At 42.5% G+C, this 21,305-nt stretch carries 19 protein-coding genes and 1 riboswitch; all 19 genes read left to right on the top strand.

Annotated features, from left to right (window positions below):
• The first annotated feature begins 10 nt into the window (after positions 1–10).
• The 19 genes from dprA (at position 11) to BLS16_RS00005 (ending at position 20,634) form a co-directional block, all read left to right on the top strand.
• The gene (gene dprA / locus BLS16_RS00100) at positions 11–1,141 is read left to right on the top strand and encodes a DNA-processing protein DprA (protein WP_092328408.1); all 1,131 of its coding nucleotides are present in this window, start codon (positions 11–13) and stop codon (positions 1,139–1,141) included.
• Between the two features lie 206 nt (positions 1,142–1,347).
• Entirely contained in the window at positions 1,348–3,447 is a 2,100-nt protein-coding gene (gene topA / locus BLS16_RS00095) for a type I DNA topoisomerase (RefSeq protein WP_092328406.1), read from the top strand.
• A 22-nt stretch (positions 3,448–3,469) separates the two neighbouring features.
• Positions 3,470–4,789 (top strand): methylenetetrahydrofolate--tRNA-(uracil(54)-C(5))-methyltransferase (FADH(2)-oxidizing) TrmFO, encoded by a 1,320-nt coding sequence (gene trmFO, locus BLS16_RS00090; RefSeq protein ID WP_092328403.1) that lies wholly within the window; start codon positions 3,470–3,472, stop codon positions 4,787–4,789.
• Positions 4,790–4,791: 2 nt separating this feature from the next.
• On the top strand, positions 4,792–5,703 hold the full coding sequence (xerC, locus tag BLS16_RS00085; protein ID WP_092328401.1) for a tyrosine recombinase XerC: 912 nt from the start codon (positions 4,792–4,794) through the stop codon (positions 5,701–5,703).
• 90 nt (positions 5,704–5,793) lie between these two features.
• On the top strand, positions 5,794–6,324 hold the full coding sequence (hslV, locus tag BLS16_RS00080) for an ATP-dependent protease subunit HslV (protein ID WP_014904441.1): 531 nt from the start codon (positions 5,794–5,796) through the stop codon (positions 6,322–6,324).
• A gap of 11 nt (positions 6,325–6,335) precedes the next feature.
• Positions 6,336–7,721, top strand: a complete 1,386-nt coding sequence (hslU, locus tag BLS16_RS00075; protein ID WP_092328398.1) for an ATP-dependent protease ATPase subunit HslU — start codon at positions 6,336–6,338, stop codon at positions 7,719–7,721.
• A 44-nt stretch (positions 7,722–7,765) separates the two neighbouring features.
• The gene (gene codY / locus BLS16_RS00070) at positions 7,766–8,560 is read left to right on the top strand and encodes a GTP-sensing pleiotropic transcriptional regulator CodY (protein ID WP_092328395.1); all 795 of its coding nucleotides are present in this window, start codon (positions 7,766–7,768) and stop codon (positions 8,558–8,560) included.
• 48 nt (positions 8,561–8,608) lie between these two features.
• On the top strand, positions 8,609–9,076 hold the full coding sequence (locus BLS16_RS00065) for a hypothetical protein (protein ID WP_092328393.1): 468 nt from the start codon (positions 8,609–8,611) through the stop codon (positions 9,074–9,076).
• 183 nt (positions 9,077–9,259) lie between these two features.
• Positions 9,260–9,985: a 30S ribosomal protein S2 gene (gene rpsB / locus BLS16_RS00060; protein ID WP_014904437.1), complete on the top strand. Its 726-nt coding sequence runs from the start codon at positions 9,260–9,262 to the stop codon at positions 9,983–9,985.
• Between the two features lie 218 nt (positions 9,986–10,203).
• Positions 10,204–10,857 carry a translation elongation factor Ts gene (gene tsf / locus BLS16_RS00055; protein ID WP_092328390.1) on the top strand — a complete coding sequence of 218 codons (654 nt, stop codon included), beginning with the start codon at positions 10,204–10,206 and terminating at the stop codon, positions 10,855–10,857.
• A gap of 100 nt (positions 10,858–10,957) precedes the next feature.
• Positions 10,958–11,683, top strand: a complete 726-nt coding sequence (pyrH, locus tag BLS16_RS00050; RefSeq protein ID WP_092328388.1) for a UMP kinase — start codon at positions 10,958–10,960, stop codon at positions 11,681–11,683.
• A complete protein-coding gene (gene frr / locus BLS16_RS00045; RefSeq protein ID WP_092328385.1) occupies positions 11,680–12,237 on the top strand; it encodes a ribosome recycling factor in 558 nt (185 codons plus the stop codon). Before pyrH ends, frr begins: the two co-directional genes overlap by 4 nt.
• A gap of 391 nt (positions 12,238–12,628) precedes the next feature.
• Positions 12,629–13,393, top strand: a complete 765-nt coding sequence (gene uppS / locus BLS16_RS00035; protein ID WP_176786035.1) for an undecaprenyl pyrophosphate synthase — start codon at positions 12,629–12,631, stop codon at positions 13,391–13,393.
• Positions 13,394–13,402: 9 nt separating this feature from the next.
• Entirely contained in the window at positions 13,403–14,185 is a 783-nt protein-coding gene (locus BLS16_RS00030; protein WP_092328378.1) for a phosphatidate cytidylyltransferase, read from the top strand.
• 10 nt (positions 14,186–14,195) lie between these two features.
• A complete protein-coding gene (gene ytvI / locus BLS16_RS00025; RefSeq protein ID WP_092328375.1) occupies positions 14,196–15,302 on the top strand; it encodes a sporulation integral membrane protein YtvI in 1,107 nt (368 codons plus the stop codon).
• A gap of 58 nt (positions 15,303–15,360) precedes the next feature.
• Positions 15,361–16,509 carry a 1-deoxy-D-xylulose-5-phosphate reductoisomerase gene (locus tag BLS16_RS00020; protein ID WP_092328373.1) on the top strand — a complete coding sequence of 383 codons (1,149 nt, stop codon included), beginning with the start codon at positions 15,361–15,363 and terminating at the stop codon, positions 16,507–16,509.
• A 141-nt stretch (positions 16,510–16,650) separates the two neighbouring features.
• Positions 16,651–17,721, top strand: coding sequence for an RIP metalloprotease RseP (rseP, locus tag BLS16_RS00015; RefSeq protein WP_092328370.1), 1,071 nt, complete (start codon positions 16,651–16,653; stop codon positions 17,719–17,721).
• Positions 17,722–17,758: 37 nt separating this feature from the next.
• Entirely contained in the window at positions 17,759–18,841 is a 1,083-nt protein-coding gene (gene ispG / locus BLS16_RS00010; RefSeq protein WP_176786017.1) for a flavodoxin-dependent (E)-4-hydroxy-3-methylbut-2-enyl-diphosphate synthase, read from the top strand.
• A 68-nt stretch (positions 18,842–18,909) separates the two neighbouring features.
• Complete coding sequence (locus BLS16_RS00005; RefSeq protein ID WP_092328368.1) at positions 18,910–20,634, top strand: proline--tRNA ligase; 1,725 nt, start codon at positions 18,910–18,912, stop codon at positions 20,632–20,634.
• Positions 20,635–20,954: 320 nt separating this feature from the next.
• Positions 20,955–21,047, top strand: a riboswitch (glycine riboswitch).
• Positions 21,048–21,305: the final 258 nt, after the last annotated feature.

Here is a 21,305-nt window from a genome sequence, read left to right as displayed (position 1 = left end):
AGGCGCGGGTATGGGGATGGAACGAGAAAAAATAGTTAGGGCGTCATTTCGAACAGTTAAGGGTCTGGGAAGCCAGCACTTACGTCAGCTTATTGCCTGCTTTGGCAGTGCAGTCAAAGCTTGGGAAGCTTCCACGCAGGAATATCTTCATATATCTAATCAGGAAAAGTGGATTAAGGAATTACTAAAAGCCAGACAATCAATTGATCCTCAAAAGGTAGGGGATGCGCTGATAAGACAGGGAATTAAGATAATAACGCCAGATGAGAAAGAATACCCTCCTTTGTTAGCTGAGTTATCGGATGCGCCTCCTTTATTGTATTATCGTGGGCAATTAAAAGGGGATGGGGATGGACTGGCCATTGTAGGCTCTCGAAAGGCGACTCCTTATGGAAAAGCAGTTGCCAAGATGCTTGCTCGGGATGCTGCTACCAAAGGAATCATTGTTATCAGCGGCCTGGCACGAGGGATTGATACCGCTGCCCACCAAGGGAGCCTGCAAGCAGATGGAGTAACCTGGGCCTTCCTCGGTTGTGGCCTTGACAAAATATATCCTCAAGAAAATAAAGGGCTTGCTGAAGAAATACTGAAAAATGGTGCATTAATCAGTGAATTTGTACCGGGCTCACCACCTAATGCTGTACATTTCCCCGCCCGTAATCGCTTAATTAGCGGTTCTTCCCGAGGAGTTGTGGTTGTAGAGGCAGCGGAAAGAAGCGGTGCCTTAATAACAGTTGATTTTGCCCTAGAACAAGGGCGAGAAGTATTTGCGGTTCCGGGACCGATTTTTAGCGAGGTAAGTCGGGGGTCTCATCATTTGCTTCGCCAAGGAGCAAAAATTGTTGAAGGTATTGATGACATTTGCAACGAACTGCCTGCATGGTCAAACCATGTAGGATATAGTTCGTTGCTTAGAGAGCCTTCAGGCACAAGAAAAGAGGGCTCTGGTCTTGCAAAAGAGGAATTAGACCATGAGTCTCTCTTAAGTCAATTAAGTGATGTGCCAATACATATTGACCAACTTACAATGAATTCTAGCCTCACGGTATCGGCAATCTCTTTGGCTTTATTAGAACTTCAATTAGGGGGAAAAGTGACTCAATTACCGGGACAACATTATGTATTAGCTCGAGAACGCTAGACATACTACGAAAAAGGCGTTAAGATAGGGCTTAGTTTTATGATTTTTATTCTTAAGTACTGAGAATAAACTATTCTGGATATAAGTGTATATAAGAAAGCAATTAGGTTATTACTGTTTTCTGAAAGAAAACATTCAAGTTCGATTCTCGGTGTATCGGGATTCGAAACTCCAAAGAGTTTTCTTTATGTTATAGAGGTGAAATAATGTCAAAAACGCTTGTAATAGTGGAGTCTCCCGCTAAGGCAAAGTCCATCAGCAAATTTCTAGGAAGCAGGTATACAGTTAAAGCTTCAATGGGACATTTACGAGACTTGCCAAAAAGTCAATTAGGTGTGGATTTAGAAAATGATTTTGAACCAAAATACATTGCCATCCGCGGACGAGGAGATCTGATTAAGGAATTACGTGCCGCTGCTAAAGGAGCGGACAAGGTTTTTTTAGCCTCTGACCCGGATCGAGAAGGAGAAGCAATAGCCTGGCATTTATCCCATTTGTTGGGACTTAACAAAGAGGATAAAAATCGGATTGAATTCCACGAAATTACTAAACAAGCTATTCAATCTGCGATCAAACATTCCCGTCAAATTGACCAGGATCGAGTGGATGCTCAACAAGCGAGAAGGGTATTAGACCGTTTGGTGGGATATCAACTAAGTCCATTACTCTGGCGGAAGATTAAGAAAGGACTGAGTGCCGGACGGGTTCAATCTGTCGCAGTCCGTTTAATTGATGACCGAGAAGAAGAAATACAAGCATTTGTATCGGAAGAGTATTGGAGTTTAAATGCGAACCTTCAATCTGCCGGAGGAAAATTCTTCGCTAAACTTATGAAGAAATCCGGCAAGAAAATAACTATTTCCAGCAGAACAGAAATGGATACTGTGTTAGCAGATTTAGCTGGAAAAGTGTTTGAAGTTTCTGATGTGCGTACTAAAGAGAAAAAGAGACTTCCTGCGCCACCCTTTACTACAAGTAGTTTGCAGCAGGAAGCTCATCGGAAATTAGGGTTTTCACCAAAGCGCACCATGATGTTGGCTCAACAGTTGTATGAGGGGCTTGATCTCGGCAAAGAAGGTACCGTCGGTTTAATTACATACATGCGTACAGACTCAGTTAAGATTGCAGAAGTTGCTCAGGAGGAGGCTAAGGAATGGGTTCTGGCTAACTACGGTACTGAGTATTATCCGCCGGAACCACGTCAGTTTGCTAATAAAGGGAGGTCTCAAGAAGCCCATGAGGCAATCAGACCGACCCTCCCTTTGCGAACTCCTGATTTCTTAAAGGGTATTTTGTCCCGTGATCAATTGAGATTGTATCGTTTAATCTGGGAGCGCTTTATCGCCAGTCAGATGAGTGTGGCCATTATTGATACCTTGACTGTGGAATCCCAAGTGGATAATTATTTATTTAGAGCAAATGCCTCCAGTGTTCGATTCCCGGGTTTTTTAGCGATCTATGAAGAAGGCAATGATGATGCTGAATCGACTGAGGACGAACAAAGCGCTTTGACCCTTTCAGTTACGCCAGGAGAAAAGTTGCAGGTCATTAAACTCCAAGAGAAACAGCATTTTACCGAACCACCTCCACGATACACGGAGGCATCTCTTGTTCGAAAGATGGAGGAAGAGGGGATCGGAAGACCAAGTACCTATGCCCCAACCATTGAGACCATTCAAACAAGGGGTTATGTTCTTAAAGAGGAAAAACAGCTGTTGCTTACAGAACTAGGTGATATCGTCATAACTTTACTCAAAGAGCATTTTCCAGATATCCTAAATCTGGAGTTTACAGCGAACTTAGAAGAGCGACTTGATCTTATTGAAGAAGGCAAAGCCCCTTGGAAGGCTGTAGTTCAAGATTATTATGTTCCCTTTTCGATAACCTTGGCCGAAGCTGATGAGAAAATTGGCAAGGTAAAGATAGAGGATCAGGTCTCAGAAGAAATCTGTGAAAGCTGTGGCCGCAATATGGTCATAAAAATGGGGCGTTATGGTAAATTCTTAGCTTGCCCAGGCTTTCCTGACTGCCGAAATACTAAACCTCTGTTTGAAGAGGTCGGAGCCAATTGTCCCTCTTGTTCCAAACCTCTCGTGGTTCGCCGTTCCAAGAAGGGACGTAAGTTTTACGGGTGCCTCGGTTATCCGGAATGTGACTTTGTTTCTTGGGAAATGCCGGCTCCTGACCCTTGTCCAGAGTGTCAGCAACTGATGGTTATCAAATCAACAAAACGACAAAAGAAGCACGTTTGTACAAATCCGGAATGTCGACACACAAAAGTAATTGAGGAAAGTGAATCTAATTAAACTTTAGGAGCGAATAAATTAAATGCAAAAGTCAATAACTGTTATTGGAGCAGGTCTAGCAGGTTCAGAGGCTGCTTGGCAGCTTGCCGAGCGCGGTGTTCAGGTCGAGTTGTTTGAAATGCGTCCGACTAAAATGCCACCTGCTCATCAAACAGATGGATTTGCTGAGCTTGTTTGCAGCAATTCACTAAGAGGAGCTGCTATTGAGAATGCCGTTGGTTTATTGAAAGAAGAAATGCGCCGTTTAGGATCCTTGATCATGAGTGCGGCAGATCATAATGCGGTTCCCGCTGGCGGCGCCTTAGCTGTCGATCGGGAACTGTTTTCAAGTGAAGTTACAAAAAGATTAGAACAACATCCCAATGTGAGTATTCATCGTAGAGAAGTGCATAAACTACCGTTAACAGGAATTACAATAGTTGCTAGCGGTCCATTAACCTCAGATGATTTAGCAGAGGATATATTAAGGACAACCGGTGAGGATGCATTATCGTTCTATGATGCGGCTGCTCCAATAGTTACCTTGGAATCTATTGATCTAGAGAAAGCTTTTTGGGCTTCCCGGTATGATAAAGGAGAAGCAGATTACTTGAATTGTCCAATGAGTAAGGAGGAGTATGAGTCCTTTTATCAGGCCTTAGTTGAGGCAGAGATGTCGGAAGTTAAGGGTTTTGAACAAGGCAAAGTTTTTGAAGGTTGTCTGCCTATTGAAGTGATGGCCAAGCGTGGACCACAGACACTTACATTTGGCCCCTTAAAGCCAGTGGGTTTAGTCGATAAGAGAACCGGAAAAAGATCATATGCTGTAGTGCAACTTCGTAAAGAAAATCAGGCGGGAACTTTATTTAATTTGGTAGGGTTTCAAACTCATCTAAAATGGGGAGAACAAAAGCGAGTATTTGCTTTAATTCCAGGCTTAGAAAAGGCCGAGTTTGTACGTTATGGAGTAATGCACCGTAATACATTCTTGAATGCTCCGAAAGTTCTAAAGGCTGACTTTACCTTACGTCTTAACCCAGAGCTCTTCTTTGCCGGTCAAATGACAGGAGTCGAAGGATATGTCGAATCTGCAGCCAGTGGGCTACTGGCAGGACTTAATGTGTGGAGGAGGCTAAATGGGTTGGAGACCTTAGTTTTCCCGCCTGAAACGGCTATAGGGGGATTAGCTCGACATTTAGAAGGATCCCCGAGTCAAAGTTTTCAACCGATGAACATAAATTTCGGCTTACTCCCGCCTTTGCCTCAGAGGATAAGAGATAAGCGGGAAAAGAATACCAAGATTGCCGAAAGGGCCTTGGCTGCCATAGAGGAATTTTGCGTTAAAGTGGATATAGGGAGGTAGAGATGCTTATCGATCAAGCGTTAAGTTTGTTTATAGGCTACCAAAACTCTCAAAATCGTTCAGAGCATACTATTGTTGCTTATCAAACCGATTTAAACCAGTTCTTCAATTTTGCGGCATCTGACCTGGGACAAGAACCTGAAGCACTCACCGTGGATCAGATCGATATCTATACTGTTCGTAGTTTTCTTGGTATCCTGTCAGAACATGGTTTAGCAAGAAAGAGCATGGCTCGAAAACTGGCAGCTCTGCGTTCATTCTTTAAATTTTTGTGCTACAAGGGCATCCTAGAAGATAATCCGGTACGGCGGGTGGCAAGTCCGAAGCTCGGACGAAAACTCCCGCATTTCCTATATACAGATCAGATTGGAGGGCTGCTTGGGGCTCCGGATGAGTCGGATCTTTTAGGCTGTCGAGATAAAGTGATTCTTGAGCTCCTTTACGGTTCGGGGCTTAGGGTGAGTGAGTTGATTAGCCTTGATCTAGACAGTTTGGATTTAGACAGCGGCCTGATACGAGTGCTTGGCAAGGGGAATAAGGAGCGGGTGGTACCGGTTACAAACTACGCTATTCAAGCTATAAAAACCTATCTGGAGATGCGAGCAAATAATAATAAAGCACTGTTGCTGAATTATAAAGGAACTCGGCTCTCGGAGAGATCGGTTCGTAGGATCTTAGATAAACTGGTTGCTAAAATTAGCCTTGAACAACATGTTCACCCTCATATGTTGCGTCATTCTTTTGCTACTCACTTGTTGGATGGAGGAGCGGATTTAAGAAGTGTACAGGAGCTATTAGGGCATAAGAAGCTTTCTTCCACTCAAATATATACTCATCTAACTCGGGAACGGCTTAAAGAGGTTTTTAGTCAAGCTCATCCTCGAGCAAAACTCTCTATAAACAACGAGAAATGATAAGTTTTCTCAAAAAAATGTAAATTACCTACAATTCAACTTGACATGCTGAAATTGCCCTAGTAAACTTGATTTAAGGGGGGGTTGATTATGTTTCATGCAACAACTATTGTCGCTGTGAAGAAAGGGGAACAAGTAGCTATAGCGGGTGACGGTCAAGTAACTATGGGGCAAGCGACCATTATGAAACATACGGCCCGCAAAGTTCGTCGCTTATTTCATGGGAAAGTCATTGCAGGGTTTGCCGGATCCGTTGCGGATGCGTTTACTCTTTTTGATAAGTTTGAACAAAAACTCGAAGAGTATCATGGAAACCTTCAGCGATCAGCTGTAGAGTTAGCGAAGGAATGGCGAATGGATAAAATGCTGAGGAATCTTGAAGCCTTATTACTTGTTGCCGATTCACAAAATCTTTTAATTGTATCCGGTTCAGGTGAAGTGATTGAACCAGATGATGGAATCGCAGCTATTGGGTCAGGTGGAAACTATGCGCTGGCAGCGGCGCGTGCCTTAGCTAAACATTCGGATCTACCAACATCCGTTATTGTAAAAGAAGCAATGCTAGTAGCTGCGTCAATATGTGTTTATACCAATGATCAAATAATCGTCGAAGAGTTATAGGGGGTGTGACTATGGAACACTTGACTCCGCGTCAAATTGTCTTAGAATTGGATCAGTATATAATCGGACAGAATGCAGCAAAACGAGCTGTTGCAGTTGCTTTGCGGAATCGTTACCGACGCTCTTGTTTGCCGGAAGATTTGCAAGAAGAAGTTATACCCAAAAACATTTTGATGATTGGCCCAACAGGCGTTGGTAAAACAGAGATAGCCAGACGGTTAGCTAAGCTCGTCAGAGCCCCCTTTATAAAAATTGAGGCAACAAAATTTACCGAAGTTGGCTATGTGGGCCGGGATGTTGAATCAATCATCAGAGATTTAGTTGAAATATCCTTACGCATGGTCAAGGCCGAGCGAATGGAACAAGTACTGGCTCAGGCAGCGGTCAATGCCGAAAAACGCTTGCTCGAATTACTTGTTCCGGAAAAACGCTCCGAGAGTACATCGAGCAACCCCTTTCAAATGTTATTTGGTCAGGCATCGAACCAGGAAAAGGAACCTCAAGTGACTCCTGAAATTGAAAAAGAACGGAAGCTTGTTAAAGAACATTTACTGCGTGGAGAGCTTGAAGAGAAAGTTATTGATATTACGGTTGAGGAAAGTACGCCTCTATCGGATATGTTAGGTAACAATAACATGATGGAGATGGGGCTCAATATCCAGGATATGATGTCCGGGATGCTCCCCAAGCGTCATAAGAAAAGAAAAGTTAACGTTCGCGAAGCGCGAAAGATTTTGATTCAGGAAGAAGCCCAAAATTTAATTGATCAAGATGAAGCTGTGCAGGAAGCAATTCGTAGAACTGAACAAGAAGGAATTGTGTTCTTAGATGAGATCGATAAAATTGCCGGACGTGAAGGTACAAGTGGAGCAGATGTTTCTAGAGGTGGAGTTCAACGTGACATTCTCCCAATCGTTGAAGGATCGACAGTTGTCTCAAAATATGGTCCGGTTAAGACAGACCACATCTTGTTTATTGCTGCAGGGGCCTTTCATGTAAGTAAGCCTTCAGATTTAATTCCTGAGCTGCAAGGGAGATTTCCGATCCGGGTTGAACTTGAATCCTTAAGTGTAGCAGATTTCAAACGAATTCTTACAGAGCCTCAATCATCACTTATTAAGCAATACAGTGCTTTATTGAGAACTGAAGGGATAAACGTTGATTTTACAGAGAATGCTATTGATGAATTAGCAGAAGTTGCCTACAAAGTTAATTCAACCACAGAAAATATTGGGGCTCGACGACTCCATACGATTGTCGAAAAAGTTCTGGAAGAATTATCTTTTGAGGCTTCTGAACTCCCTGAAGATTATACGGTAACTATCAACAAGGAGTATGTGGAACATCGCTTAGGCGATGTCATTAAAAACCAAGATCTAGCGCGGTATATTTTGTAATAATGATTGAACTAAGACTTAAAGTTTAAAGGGGGATATTAAACATGGAAACAACATTATTAGAAAAAACAAGAACTATAAATAAATTAATTCAGAGGGCAGCCGGTAATCCTGTAGATTTTGAAGAGATGGCCAAAGTATTAAGGCAGGCTGTTACAGCGAACTGTTACATTGTGGGACGACGTGGAAAGATTCTAGGTTACAGCTTTATGGATGGTTTTGCTTGTGGAATTATGGAAGACATTGTTGTTCATAGCGAGCGATTTCCGGAAAGCTACAATGAAGGTTTGATGAAGGTTACCGGAACAACGACAAATACTACTCAAGTTGCTAATGGCTGTATTTTTAATAGCACCGAATCCTGCGGTTTCACCAACAAATTGACCACCACTGTACCTATTTTAGGTGGAGGAGAGCGAGTTGGGACTCTAGTACTTGCTAAGTATGATGTGGAGTTTAATGAAGATGATTTAGTGCTTGCTGAATATGGAGCAACTGTCGTCGGTATGGAGATTTTACGAGTGAAGGCAGAACGTGCTGAAGAAGAGGCGCGTAAAAAAGCTGCTGTCCAAATCGCAGTAGGAACCTTGTCGTATTCTGAACTAGAAGCTGTTGAGCATATCTTTGCCGAATTAGGAGGCGGAGAAGGTCTTTTGGTCGCCAGCAAAATTGCTGATCGTGTAGGAATCACTCGTTCCGTAATTGTTAACGCTCTGAGAAAATTTGAGTCTGCCGGGGTCATCGAGTCAAAATCTTTAGGGATGAAAGGAACTTATATTCGCGTTCTTAACGATTACTTACTTGATGAATTGGAAAAACACACTAAGCACATGAAGTAAAGTTCCACAGCAATCTACACCAGCCAGTATTCTTTAGGAGGTGTTACGATGGAAGAACATGATGAGGAACAACATGATTATGTTTACCAACTGAAGCCCCTTATTGTACAGGGCCTTGTGTTTCTTATTCTGTATCCCTTGATTATTGGGGGTATACACACTTTTAGTAAGTTGCCTCCTTTAGAGCTTCGAGTGCTGATTGGAATCTATGCTGTTGCAGTACTCGGTATTATAACCTTGTGCGTATTTGGAAAGAGTAAACATGTTATTATCGATAAGGGGCAAATTATCTTTCAATCCTTACTTGGAGAACGTGTTTTGGAGCCACAAGATATTAGACGAGTTGCCTTTTATTTTGATGATAAAGGTCAAGAAATCGCTCAGATACGGACAGGCCAGGACTTATATTATGTGAGCGAATTCTATTTCCCCTTTCCTGAACTTATGAGTGATTTGGAGATCTTTATTCAGAAATATGATATCCGGTCAAATCTTTCCAGACATGCTGCCTGCTAACTTAGACAACACCAAAACATTAATATATTTCGTTGCAATGAAAAAGGGAATATGTTAAGCTAGTAGCAGTGTGATTTAATGACACACGCAGTGGGATGAAAGTATCAGTTCCTTGTCGGGAGGCAAGGGGTACTTTGAGATGAACCTGCGGTGGACAAAACAAAAAGAGAGTAGGTATTTAAAATGGCTGTAATTTCAATGAAACAATTACTGGAAGCGGGTGTTCACTTTGGACACCAAACTCGTCGCTGGAATCCGAAGATGGCACGTTATATTTTTACTGAGCGCAATGGAATCTACATTATTGACTTGCAAAAGACCGTTAAAAAAGTAGATGAGGCTTATAACTTTGTACGGAATCTTGCCACTGAAGGCGGTACCATGTTGTTTGTAGGTACCAAGAAACAAGCACAAGAGTCAGTTAAAGAAGAAGCTGCTCGTTGTGGCATGTACTTTGTTAATGAGCGGTGGCTCGGTGGAATGTTGACTAACTTCCAAACTATTCAAAAACGTGTAGATCGTTTGCGTGTTTTAGAGCGTATGGAGGCAGAAGGCGTTTTTGAAGTGCTTACGAAAAAGGAAGTCTCAGCACTGCGTCACGAGATGGAAAAATTGGAGCGCTTCTTGGGTGGTATCAAAAACATGAAAAAACTCCCGGATGCTCTGTTTATTGTAGATCCTCGTAAAGAGCGTATTGCTGTCGCAGAAGCACGCCGTTTGAATATTCCTATTGTAGCAATAGTTGATACCAACTGTGACCCGGATGAGATTGATGTTGTTATTCCAGCAAATGATGATGCAATTCGTGCAGTCAAGCTGTTAACAGCTAAAATGGCTGATGCTATTATTGAAGGACAACAAGGTAATGAAGAAGAAGCTGAAGAAGCTGGGGAAGCTGCTGAGGCGTAAGTCAAGTATTATTGAAATGCGAGGTTCGAAGTTCGAAGTTCGAACCTCGCATGTTTGATATTACTTACAACTTATTTGATATAACATCTACTTAAAACGTTTGGCTTTGTAGAAAACACATATAATATAGTTGGCGTTGAACATCGAGTGTCGAGATAAAATCGATGATCGTCCCTCGCATCTCGCGTTTTGCGCTTCGAAAATAGGAGGTTAAAACAATGGCAGAAGTAACTGCAGCTCTAGTTAAAGAACTCAGAGAACGTACCGGTGCAGGCATGATGGATTGTAAAAAGGCACTGATAGAATGTGGTTGTCAATTGGAGAAGGCTTGTGATTATCTCCGTGAAAAAGGACTTGCTGCAGCAGCGAAGAAGGGTGCACGTGTTGCGGCAGAAGGATTAATTGAAGCCTATATTCATGGTGGCGGACGGATCGGTGTACTGTTAGAAGTGAACTGTGAGACGGATTTTGTGGCTCGTGGGGACGAATTTAAGACATTGGTTCGTGATATAGGCATGCATATTGCAGCTGCAAACCCACAATATCTAAACAAGGAAGAAGTTCCGGCTGACGTACTCCAACATGAAAGAGATATTTTGAAGGCTCAAGCTCTTAATGAAGGTAAACCGGAAAAAATCATTGAAAAAATGGTAGAAGGTCGAATTGAAAAGTTCTATAAAGAAGTATGTTTATTAGAACAAGCTTTTGTCAAAGATCCAGATAAGAGCATTAAGGATCTGGTTCTAGATAAGACAGCTAAGATTGGTGAACGTATTGTCATTCGTCGCTTCACTCGTTACGAGTTGGGTGCAGGTATCGAAAAGCGACAAGATGACTTCGCAGCTGAGGTAATGAAAGAATTAAATCGATAATTGACATAATCAGCAATCTAGAGAACACCCAGGTGTTCTCTTTTTGAAATATTCCAAAATGAAAATAAAAGAACTTAAATAGAATAATGGAGGTTAATCCATGGAAAAACCACGGTATAAACGAGTTGTCCTTAAGATAAGCGGGGAAGCGCTGGCAGGGAATCAAGGATTTGGCCTTCAACATGATATGCTGGTTTCCGTAGCAGAGCAAGTCGCTGAAATCCGAGACATGGGGGTTGAAGTCAGCCTGGTTGTTGGTGGAGGCAACTTATGGCGTGGTATTACGGGTAGCGCACAAGGAATGGATCGCTCTCAAGCTGATTACATGGGTATGCTGGCAACAGTGATGAATGCCTTGGCTTTACAGGATGCTCTGGAAAAAGCAGGATCAGATACCCGGGTTCTATCTGCTATTGAAATGCGACAAGTCGCTGAACCATATATTCGCCGGCGAGCCATCCGACATCTGGAAAAAGGGCGGATTGTGATTTTTGCAGCCGGGACTGGTAACCCTTACTTCTCAACGGATACTACGGCAGCCTTAAGAGCGGCGGAGATTGAAGCTGAAGTGATCCTAATGGCTAAACGCGTTGATGGAGTTTATGATTCTGATCCGATGACAAATCCAAATGCTCAAAGATTTGAGAAATTGAGCTATTTAGATGTACTCAGTAGAGGTCTTGGGGTAATGGATTCCACGGCTACATCACTATGCATGGATAATAATATACCAGTAATTGTTTTTGACCTTACCAAACAAGGTAATATTCGTCGAGTTCTTATGGGTGAATCGATTGGAACATATGTTGGGAGGGATAGTCAATGATTTCTGAGGTTATTAAAGACGCTAACGAGCGAATGCACAAGGGGGTTGATGCATTGCGCAGGGAATACACAACAATACGAGCAGGCCGGGCCAACCCGAGTGTCTTGGATAAGGTAATGGTCGAATATTATGGTGCTCCTACGCCGATTAATCAACTTGCTAATATTTCTACTCCCGAAGCAAGAATGCTGCTGATTCAGCCTTGGGACAGAACAGTTTTACCGGCAATTGAAAAAGGAATTATGAAATCTGACCTGGGCCTTAATCCCTCCAGTGATGGAAATGTTATACGCCTTATGATACCTCAACTGACTGCCGAGAGAAGAACGGAATTGGTAAAGACCGTTAAGAAGAAGGCAGAAGAAGCCCGGGTTGCTGTACGGAATGTGCGTCGGGATGTTAATGATCAGTTGAAAAAGTTAGAGAAGGATCATGAAGCTTCTGAAGATGAAGTTAAACGTGCTCAAGATGAGGTACAGAAGATAACCGATAAGATTATTAAAGAGATAGACCGTGTCATGGAAACAAAAGAAAGTGAAATCGTAGAAGTATGAGTCAGACTTGGCTCGGTCGAGATTGGAATGAGGTCAAACCCGAAATTGAGAGGTTATCGAAACCTTACGCTTTCCAAATCACACGTCCTCATGGTAATATAGAATCGTGGGGAAACTACCGAGTTGTTCGGATCAGAGAGTTTTGTGACCATCTGGATTTCGTATTAGCACATGAGAATTTCTCGATCAGACAGACATTGACCCCCTAAGTTTAAGGGGGTCAATGTCGTAATTTGAGGTTCGTAGTTCGTGGATCGAAAGACCTTGAATGGAGTAATCTGCCTTAAGAAGCGGTACAAAACTTTTTGTTTAGGACGTAGTATAAGAGTATTGCTTCAAAATATGAAACCACGAACAACGAATATCGAACGACGAGTTAGGGGTGTAAATGATGTGGCTCAAGGCTTGGAAACAAAACAAAGAGAATTCCATTGACCAGATTGCCCTCGAACGTCTTCCTCGCCATGTTGCCATAATCATGGATGGGAATGGGCGGTGGGCTAAAAAGCGTGGGCTTCCCCGGTCAATGGGACATCGGGCGGGAGTCGAGGCTTTACGGAAGATTGTGAAGACCTGTTCCAACTTAGGAATTAAGGTTTTGACAGTCTATGCATTTTCTACGGAAAACTGGAGTAGGCCAAAGGATGAAGTCGGTATTCTTATGACTCTTCTTACAGAATACTTAAGAAAAGAACTGCAAGAACTTCATCATAATAATGTAGTTATTCGGGCTATAGGGGGTATTTCAGCTCTGCCTTCGGAAGCGCAGAAGGAGTTAGAAAACTCAATTAAACGTACTCAAAATAATTCGGGCCTTATACTTAATATTGCCTTAAACTATGGTGGACGATCAGAAATTATAGATGCTGTTAAAAAAATAAGTAACGAAGTCTTAAATCAGAAACAGAAAATTGAAGACATTAACGAAAAATCCATGAGTGATGCACTTTTTACAAAGGGCTTGCCTGATCCTGATTTAATGATTCGGACTTCAGGAGAGATGAGGCTAAGCAATTTCTTGCTCTGGCAGTTAGCGTATACTGAAATTGTAGTTACCGAGGAGCTTTGGCCCGATTTCGGGGAAAAGTCATTACTTGATGCAATTAAAGCGTACCAACAACGGGATCGCCGCTTTGGTGGAATACATACAGATTGAGGATAGTACATGTTTAAACGAACCATGAGTGCAATTATCGGTGCGCCAATATTACTGGGTTTAATATATTTGGGGGGATCTTATACAGCATTTCTGATAGCTGTGTTGACATTTCTGGCCTTGCGAGAATTTTTACAAATTGGTGTTCAGATGGGAGTAGCCCCTTGGTATATACAAACTTCTACAGCCACAGCTGTATGGCTGACTAGTTTATTCATTGGTAGGGAAGAATGGATAATGGCGGCCCTTATATTTTGGTTTCTTATTTGCCTGGGACGCCTTGCCTTAACATATCCTAAGACTCAGCTCACTGAAGCAAATTTTAATTTATTAGCGGTTCTTTATGCAGTAGTCATGCTGTCTCACCTCTACTTGCTTCGGCAACTTCCGCGAGGAATCGAGTGGACAATGCTTACAATCTTTTTGGTATGGGCTACAGATACTGGTGCATATCTTATAGGGAGACAATTTGGGAAACATCTTTTAGCTCCTAATGTAAGCCCAAAAAAAACTATAGAAGGTTCAATTGGAGGCTTGGCCTTCAGTGTCATTGTAGCCCTTGTCAGCTGGAACATAATCGGAGGAGCACCTTGGCATATCTATATAGTCATAGGCGTAATAATTGGAATTAGCGCTCAAATTGGAGATCTATTTGAATCAGCCTTGAAACGCAGTGCAGGAGTTAAAGATTCTGGGAACCTTATACCAGGGCATGGGGGAATTTTAGATCGTTTTGATAGTCTTATATTTGCCTTACCATTGGTATACTATGGAATAATATTGCTGTCATGAGGTGAAAGTAATGAGTATTCAAAAACACCCTCTATGGGCAAATATCAATAGGCTGGCAATAGTAACAAGTCTGCTTATCCTCCTGAAACTTTTTACATACTTTTTCCATGATTTCTTACCGATTTTCGTTGGAGTTGTTAGCGAGTTGTTTAGTGCTTTTCTACCCTTTATTATTGCTCTAATCATTGCTTTTTTACTTGAACCACTTCTTGTCAGGTTAATGAAAGCCGTAAGGATTGGAAGGCCCTATGCAGCGGTGCTTTCGCTACTTATGGCAATCGCTGGCTTAAGCCTTTTTGTTTTTCTAATTGTTGCCCGCCTCTATACTGAGTTATCTGAGTTAGCCATCAGTCTACCTAATTATGGCTACCTGGTGGATTTGGTATCCAAGCAAGTGGAGACGGCAGAAAGGTTTGTAGAAGTAAATCCCCAGATACAAGATACTTTGTTTACCGCGACTCAATCACTGGCTTCAACCCTACAAGCTTGGGCAAAATCTGCCAGTACATTGTTATTGTCGTTTTTAACTGCTTTGCCTAGAGTATTTATAGTATTAGTGGTGTCAGTTGTTGCCACGTTACTGATAAGTTCAAGCTATCCTGAAGTAAAGCGATTTATATCCAACTTGTTTCCACGACGATGGCATGTAAGTGCCCAGGCAATCAGCTCAGATCTGGGAGCAGCTGTTGTGGGTTACTTAAGGTCTCAGGCAATTTTGGTATCGGTAACTTCACTGGCAACCATAGCTGGATTATTGCTTATGGGCAATCGTTATGCAGTCACCCTTGGCGTTATTGCTGGCCTTCTGGATATTGTGCCAATAGTTGGGACAGGAATGTTATTCGTGCCTTGGGCTGTAGGACTAATTATCATGGGTTCTTTTGGAGAGGGCCTAAAGCTTTTAGTTATGTGGATAGTTATAATGACTATACGACAGTTACTTGAGCCGAAAGTATTGTCTAAAGGAATTGGGATTCATCCTCTGCCAACTCTTATTTCAATGTACGTGGGGCTTCAATTGATAGGGGGGTTTGGTCTGATTATTGGGCCGGCTCTGGTAATATGTTACGAAGCCGTGCGGAGAGTTGGTGTATTTGGACCTCCGAAAGACTATTAATTATCGTGATACCGGGTATTAATAGAATAAGCTTATGAGCAGGAAGAGATGATTCGTCTTGAAAACACTTACAATCTTAGGATCAACAGGGTCGATAGGGCGCCAAACATTAGATGTTGTCAACCATGCGGAAGGACGCCTTAAAATTTACGCCTTGGCTGCAGAGAAAAATGTACGGCTTATGGAAGAACAGGCTCGGTTGTTTCGACCTGAAGTTGTAGTAATGATGGATGAATCTGCTGCCAGTGATCTGCGTAGTCGGTTGAGAGATTTACCGATCAAAGTGGCTCAAGGAATGGAAGGGATAATTAACTCTGTTGTTGCAGAGAAAGTCGATATAGTTGTTACTGCACTATCAGGCAGAGTAGGCTTGGAGCCTACGCTAGCTGCAATTGCAGCAGGGAAAACTATTGCACTTGCCAATAAAGAGACACTTGTGGCAGGCGGAGATTTAGTAATGTCAGCTGCTGAAAAAAAAGGCTGCAGAATTCTACCTGTGGACAGTGAACATTCCGCTATATTTCAGTGTTTAGAAGAAAGTACTGAAACTATTGAAAAGATTATTTTGACAGCTTCAGGAGGGCCTTTCTTTGGTTGGACAAGAGAAAGCTTAGAAACTGTCACTTTGGAGAAGGCTCTTTGCCATCCCAATTGGGAGATGGGTGCAAAAATCACAATAGATTCTTCAACAATGATGAATAAAGGATTGGAAGTTATTGAGGCCCATCATTTGTTTAATATGGAGTATGATGAAATTGAGGTGCTCATTCATCCCCAGAGTGTAATCCACTCTATGGTAGAATATCAAGATGGTTCCGTACTGGCTCAGTTAGGCAGGCCGGATATGCGATTGCCAATACAATATGCCTTAAGTTACCCAACACGATGGAAGAATCCCTTTGAGCGACTCAATCTTCGGGGGAAAACCTTGACATTCCATGAGCCGGATTTTGAAGCGTTTCCGGCCTTGGCTTTAGCCTATCAAGTCGGACGACGAGGGGGAACTCTTCCGGCTGTAATGAATGCAGCTAATGAAGTTGTAGTTTCGGCATTTCTCCAAAAGAAGGTTTCATATTCGGCAATTATCGATATTGTTAAAAAAGTTTGCTCGGAACATTGTGTTTTAGATAATCTGGATTTGGGTAGTATACTCGATGCTGATAATTGGGCTCGTCAACGGGCCGAAGAATTAATTTCTAGATTCTAAAAGATTAACAACACAATTTCTAAATTAAAGATTGGCACATAAATATCATTCAGTGGAAGTAAGATCATAACCTTTCAATCCACGAACTACGAACCAGGTTCCGATCTGGAGCCGCGAATATCGATAAAGGGGGGGGTTAAAGTGTTAACGACACTAGCCATTGTTTTTGTCTTTGGAAGCATGGTCATGATTCACGAATTTGGACACTATATTGTCGCAAAGTGGATTGGAGTTAAGGTGATTGAGTTTAGCTTTGGTTTTGGTCCGAAAATCGTGGGTTATCAGGGGAAAGAAACACTTTATTCTCTACGGATTGTTCCTCTTGGGGGGTTTGTCAAACTGCATGGTATGGATCCGGAAATCAATGATAATGGTCAAGCTGTAATTGCCTCAAACAAAGATGCCAGAAGTTTCATGAACAAGCCCATATGGCAACGTATGGCGGTAATAGCTGCCGGTCCTATTATGAATTTTGTATTGGCAATTATTATGTTTGTCAGTGTTTTTGCCTACATGGGGATTCCGGCTCAGAGCAATACTAACTCGATTGGCTCATTACTAAAAGATAAGCCGGCTGCAGCATCTGGGCTCCTTGCTGGGGATAGAATTATTGCTGTCGATCAAGCCCCAACTCCAGACTGGACACGTTTAACTGAAGTAATTCATTCTAAACCAGATCAAGTGATAAACCTTACTATTGAGAGAGGTGCCGATCAGCAACGGCATACTGTTTCCGTAAAGACCGAAAAGGATGCTCAGACTGGGTACGGAATGATAGGGATCGCACCTGAAGTTAGTTATGTTCACGCCTCTATTATGGAGGCAACAAGAGTCGGAATTGAACGATCTGTTGATTTCACTAAGCTGATCGTTGTAACCCTAGTACAAATGATCACTGGAAAAATTCCTGCAGACGTGGGTGGCCCGGTCATGATAGCCCAGGTTATTGGAGAAGGTGCTAAAGAAGGTTTCTCTAATTTATTAGGCTTAACAGGTGTTTTGAGTATTCAACTTGGTCTCATTAACCTTTTCCCAATTCCGGCACTTGATGGAAGCAGACTGGTTTTTCTTTTGATTGAAGGATTAAGAGGCAAACCCCTTAATCCAGAAAAGGAAAATATGATTCATTTGGTGGGTTTTGTCTTGCTTATGGGTTTGATGCTGGCTGTAACTTATAAAGATGTCTTGAGATTGTTTGTTAAAGCAGGTTAGATCTTGGCTTGATTGATTTACAGGGGGAACGGAATTAATGATTCACAGAAAAAGCACCAAAGCTGTGCAGGTTGGATCTGTAAAAGTAGGCGGAGGGGCTCCGATCGTTATACAATCTATGACTAATACGGATACCAGAGACACTGTTAGCACACTTGCCCAGATTCATTCTTTAGCGAAAGCTGGGTGTGAGATTGTGCGACTGGCAGTTCTAGATCAGGATGCGGGCGAGGCCTTAAAGATAATTGCAGTTGATAGCCCACTTCCTGTAATTGCTGACATACATTTCGATTACCGTTTGGCTATTCAAGCAGTTGAGCAAGGGGTTCATGGCCTAAGGTTGAATCCGGGGAATATTGGAGCCCGCTGGAAGGTGCAAGAGGTTGTTAGGGCAGTTAAAGAACGGCAAATCCCTATTCGGATCGGAGTTAACGCCGGCTCCTTAGAAAAGGAACTCCTGGAAAAGTACGGGGGGCCTACTGCCGAGGGAATGGTCGAAAGTGCCTTGGGACATATTCGTCTTCTGGAAGACGAGGGATATGACAAAATTAAGGTCTCTCTAAAAGCATCCTCTGTTCCTTTAATGCTTGAAGCCTATCGAAAAATCCATGAAGTTACCGAGTATCCTTTGCATTTAGGTGTCACAGAAGCCGGGACGGTAAGTTCCGGCGTAGTGAAATCGGCAATAGGAATTGGTACTCTTCTAGCCGAAGGGATAGGGGATACCATTCGGGTATCATTAACCGGCGATCCCGTACGAGAAATCCCGGTGGCTTTAGAAATCTTACATGTTTTGGGCTTACGGCAACGTAGTGTCGAGTTAATCAGTTGCCCAACCTGTGGCCGAACTCAAGTTGATCTGGCCGGATTGGCAGAGCAAGTCGAGGAACGGCTAGCTCAACTCCCCCCCCTGGACAAGCCGTTAAAGGTAGCAGTTATGGGGTGCGCAGTCAATGGGCCTGGTGAGGCTCGTGAAGCGGATTTCGGGATTGCCGGCGGAAAAGGCATGGGGCTCTTATTTCGCAAGGGGGAGATAGTAGCTCGCCTTCCGGAACATGAGTTACTGGCAGCCTTGCTTCACGAAATTGAAGAGTATGTTACGGAACACCAGAAACAATAGACACAATGAATTAGCTATTAATGCTAACTTAAACAATAAATTGATGATTATAGAAGGGAATGGATACAATGCTCGTCAGCCAATTATTAAATCCTACACTTCGCGAAGTACCTGCTGAAGCAGAAGTTATCAGCCATCAGTTAATGCTCCGGGCAGGCTTAATTCGCAAGTCGGCCTCCGGATTTTACACTTATTTGCCTTTAGGCTTAAAAGTCTTAAAAAAGATCGAAGCTATTGTTCGAGAGGAAATGGATGCCAAAGGTGGACAGGAAGTTCTTATGCCAATTATGCAACCGGCTGAATTATGGAAAGAAAGTGGTCGCTGGGATGTTTATGGTGCAGAGTTATTTCGGCTAAAAGATCGTCATAACCGTGAGTTCTGTCTAGGTCCGACTCACGAAGAAATTATCACAGACCTAGTTCGGGGTGAAATTCGGTCTTATAAACAGCTCCCGATGCTTCTTTATCAAATACAAAATAAATATCGGGACGAGCGGCGTCCTCGCTTCGGATTAATGCGTGGCCGTGAATTTGTTATGAAAGACCTCTATTCCTTTGACCGTGACGAGGCTGGACTCCATGAAAGCTATCAAAAAATGTATGATGCTTATTGTAGAATTTTTTCCCGCTGTGGTTTAACCTTTCGTCCTGTTGAAGCAGATGCTGGTGCCATTGGAGGTACAGGGGGAACCCATGAATTTATGGTTCTAGCTGATTCCGGAGAGAATGCCGTCGTTCATTGTTCTGGGTGTGATTATGCAGCTAATATGGAAAAATCTGAGTGTCGCCCTCAGGTGATTGACGATTCATCTCCGGAAGGAAAGAGTAAGTTAGTGTCTACACCGGGAGTAAAGACCATTGAAAACCTGAGTGAGTTTTTGGCAGTTCCGAAGAGCGCTACCATTAAGTCGCTGCTCTATCAAGGAGATGATAAAATCTTTTTGGTTTTAATACGAGGGGATCGCACACTCAATGAAATAAAGCTGAATAACACTTTAGGCGGATTTGTGTCCCTTCAACTTGCCTCATCTGAGTTAGTTCTGCAGACTTTAGGGTGTGAACCTGGGTATGTAGGTCCAGTTGGAGCACCTGATGGACTTTTGGTAGTAGCTGATCAAGAGGTTCCCTTGATGAAGAGGGCTGCTTGTGGAGCGAATAAACCGGATCATCATTATGTAGATGTTGTTCCCGGTAAAGATATCCGTATAGACAAGGTTCTTGATTTAAGAATGGTCGAGCCGGGCGAAGCCTGTCTTAAATGTGGGGCTCCACTTAAAGAGGCCAGAGGAATTGAAGTCGGTCAAGTATTCAAACTTGGTACTAAATACAGCAAAGCACTTGGTGCGAACTTTTTAGATGAGAACGGAGTCGAAAAAAGCTGTGTAATGGGTTGTTACGGCGTTGGGGTAAGCAGAACAATTGCCGCTGCCATTGAACAAAACCACGATGATAATGGGATTATTTGGCCAATGCCAATTGCTCCCTACCATTGTATAATCGTACCGACTAGTAATAAAGATTCATTGGTTGTTGAAACTGCTGAGAAACTTTATCAAGAGTTAAAACATTTAAGAGTCGAAGTCATTCTGGATGATCGAGATGAACGTGCTGGCGTGAAATTTAAGGATGCAGATTTAGTGGGTTATCCAATAAGGGTAACTTTGGGAAGTAAAACCTTGGCCAATGGTCAAGTTGAACTCAAAGAACGAAAATCTGGAGAAACCTACCTGGTACGAGTAGAGGATCTCTCTCAAGAGGTAAAAACAAGAATTGAAAAAGCTCTACAGTGCTAACTAAAAATGTCGGAGCATAAAACTTGCGAGTGCATCAATTTGAGAAACATGGAAGGTTTGAAGATTTACAGTTCAAGTGAATCTGCCCTTTATATGAGATGCAATATAGTTAAAGCAGATTCACTCACTAAATAAATACAAAATTATTATTGGTTATTTTATTAAATCCTTGAATAATTTTGAAATTGAAATTATAATATAAGTTAGCTCGTTAAAAACTTAACTAAATAATTACTGGATGATATTTACGGGAGATAGGCAAATTTGCCTGCCGAAGAGGTTGTACTTTCAGGAGCTTACATTTAAGCAGGACCGTAAATTGACAGGACTCTGGAGAGATCCATTAATGGGCGCCGAAGGGGCAACGCAAAATGCTTTGCTAATCTCTCAGGCAAAAGGACAGAGTATTGAAGTTTAATGGTCAGTCACATTTGTGATATCACCATAAACTTGTACTGTTTACTATTTAAATCCAGAGTCAAATCGCAAGATTTGGCTCTTTTTCTTACGAAAATACTCTCACTTTGGGTTCTGAGGCCAAGATCGAGTATCTCAGCGTAAAGTCTCAACTACAATAGGATGCCCGAGAGCCATTTCGGATCTCTTGATATCACCTAATTTATAGCTGCCTAGCACACTTTCAGAACTTGATATCCTTTCAATTGAAGCTG

It is taken from the genome of Desulfosporosinus hippei DSM 8344 (assembly GCF_900100785.1).
Taxonomy (GTDB): domain Bacteria; phylum Bacillota; class Desulfitobacteriia; order Desulfitobacteriales; family Desulfitobacteriaceae; genus Desulfosporosinus; species Desulfosporosinus hippei.
This window is presented reverse-complemented; position numbering and strand designations above follow the sequence as displayed.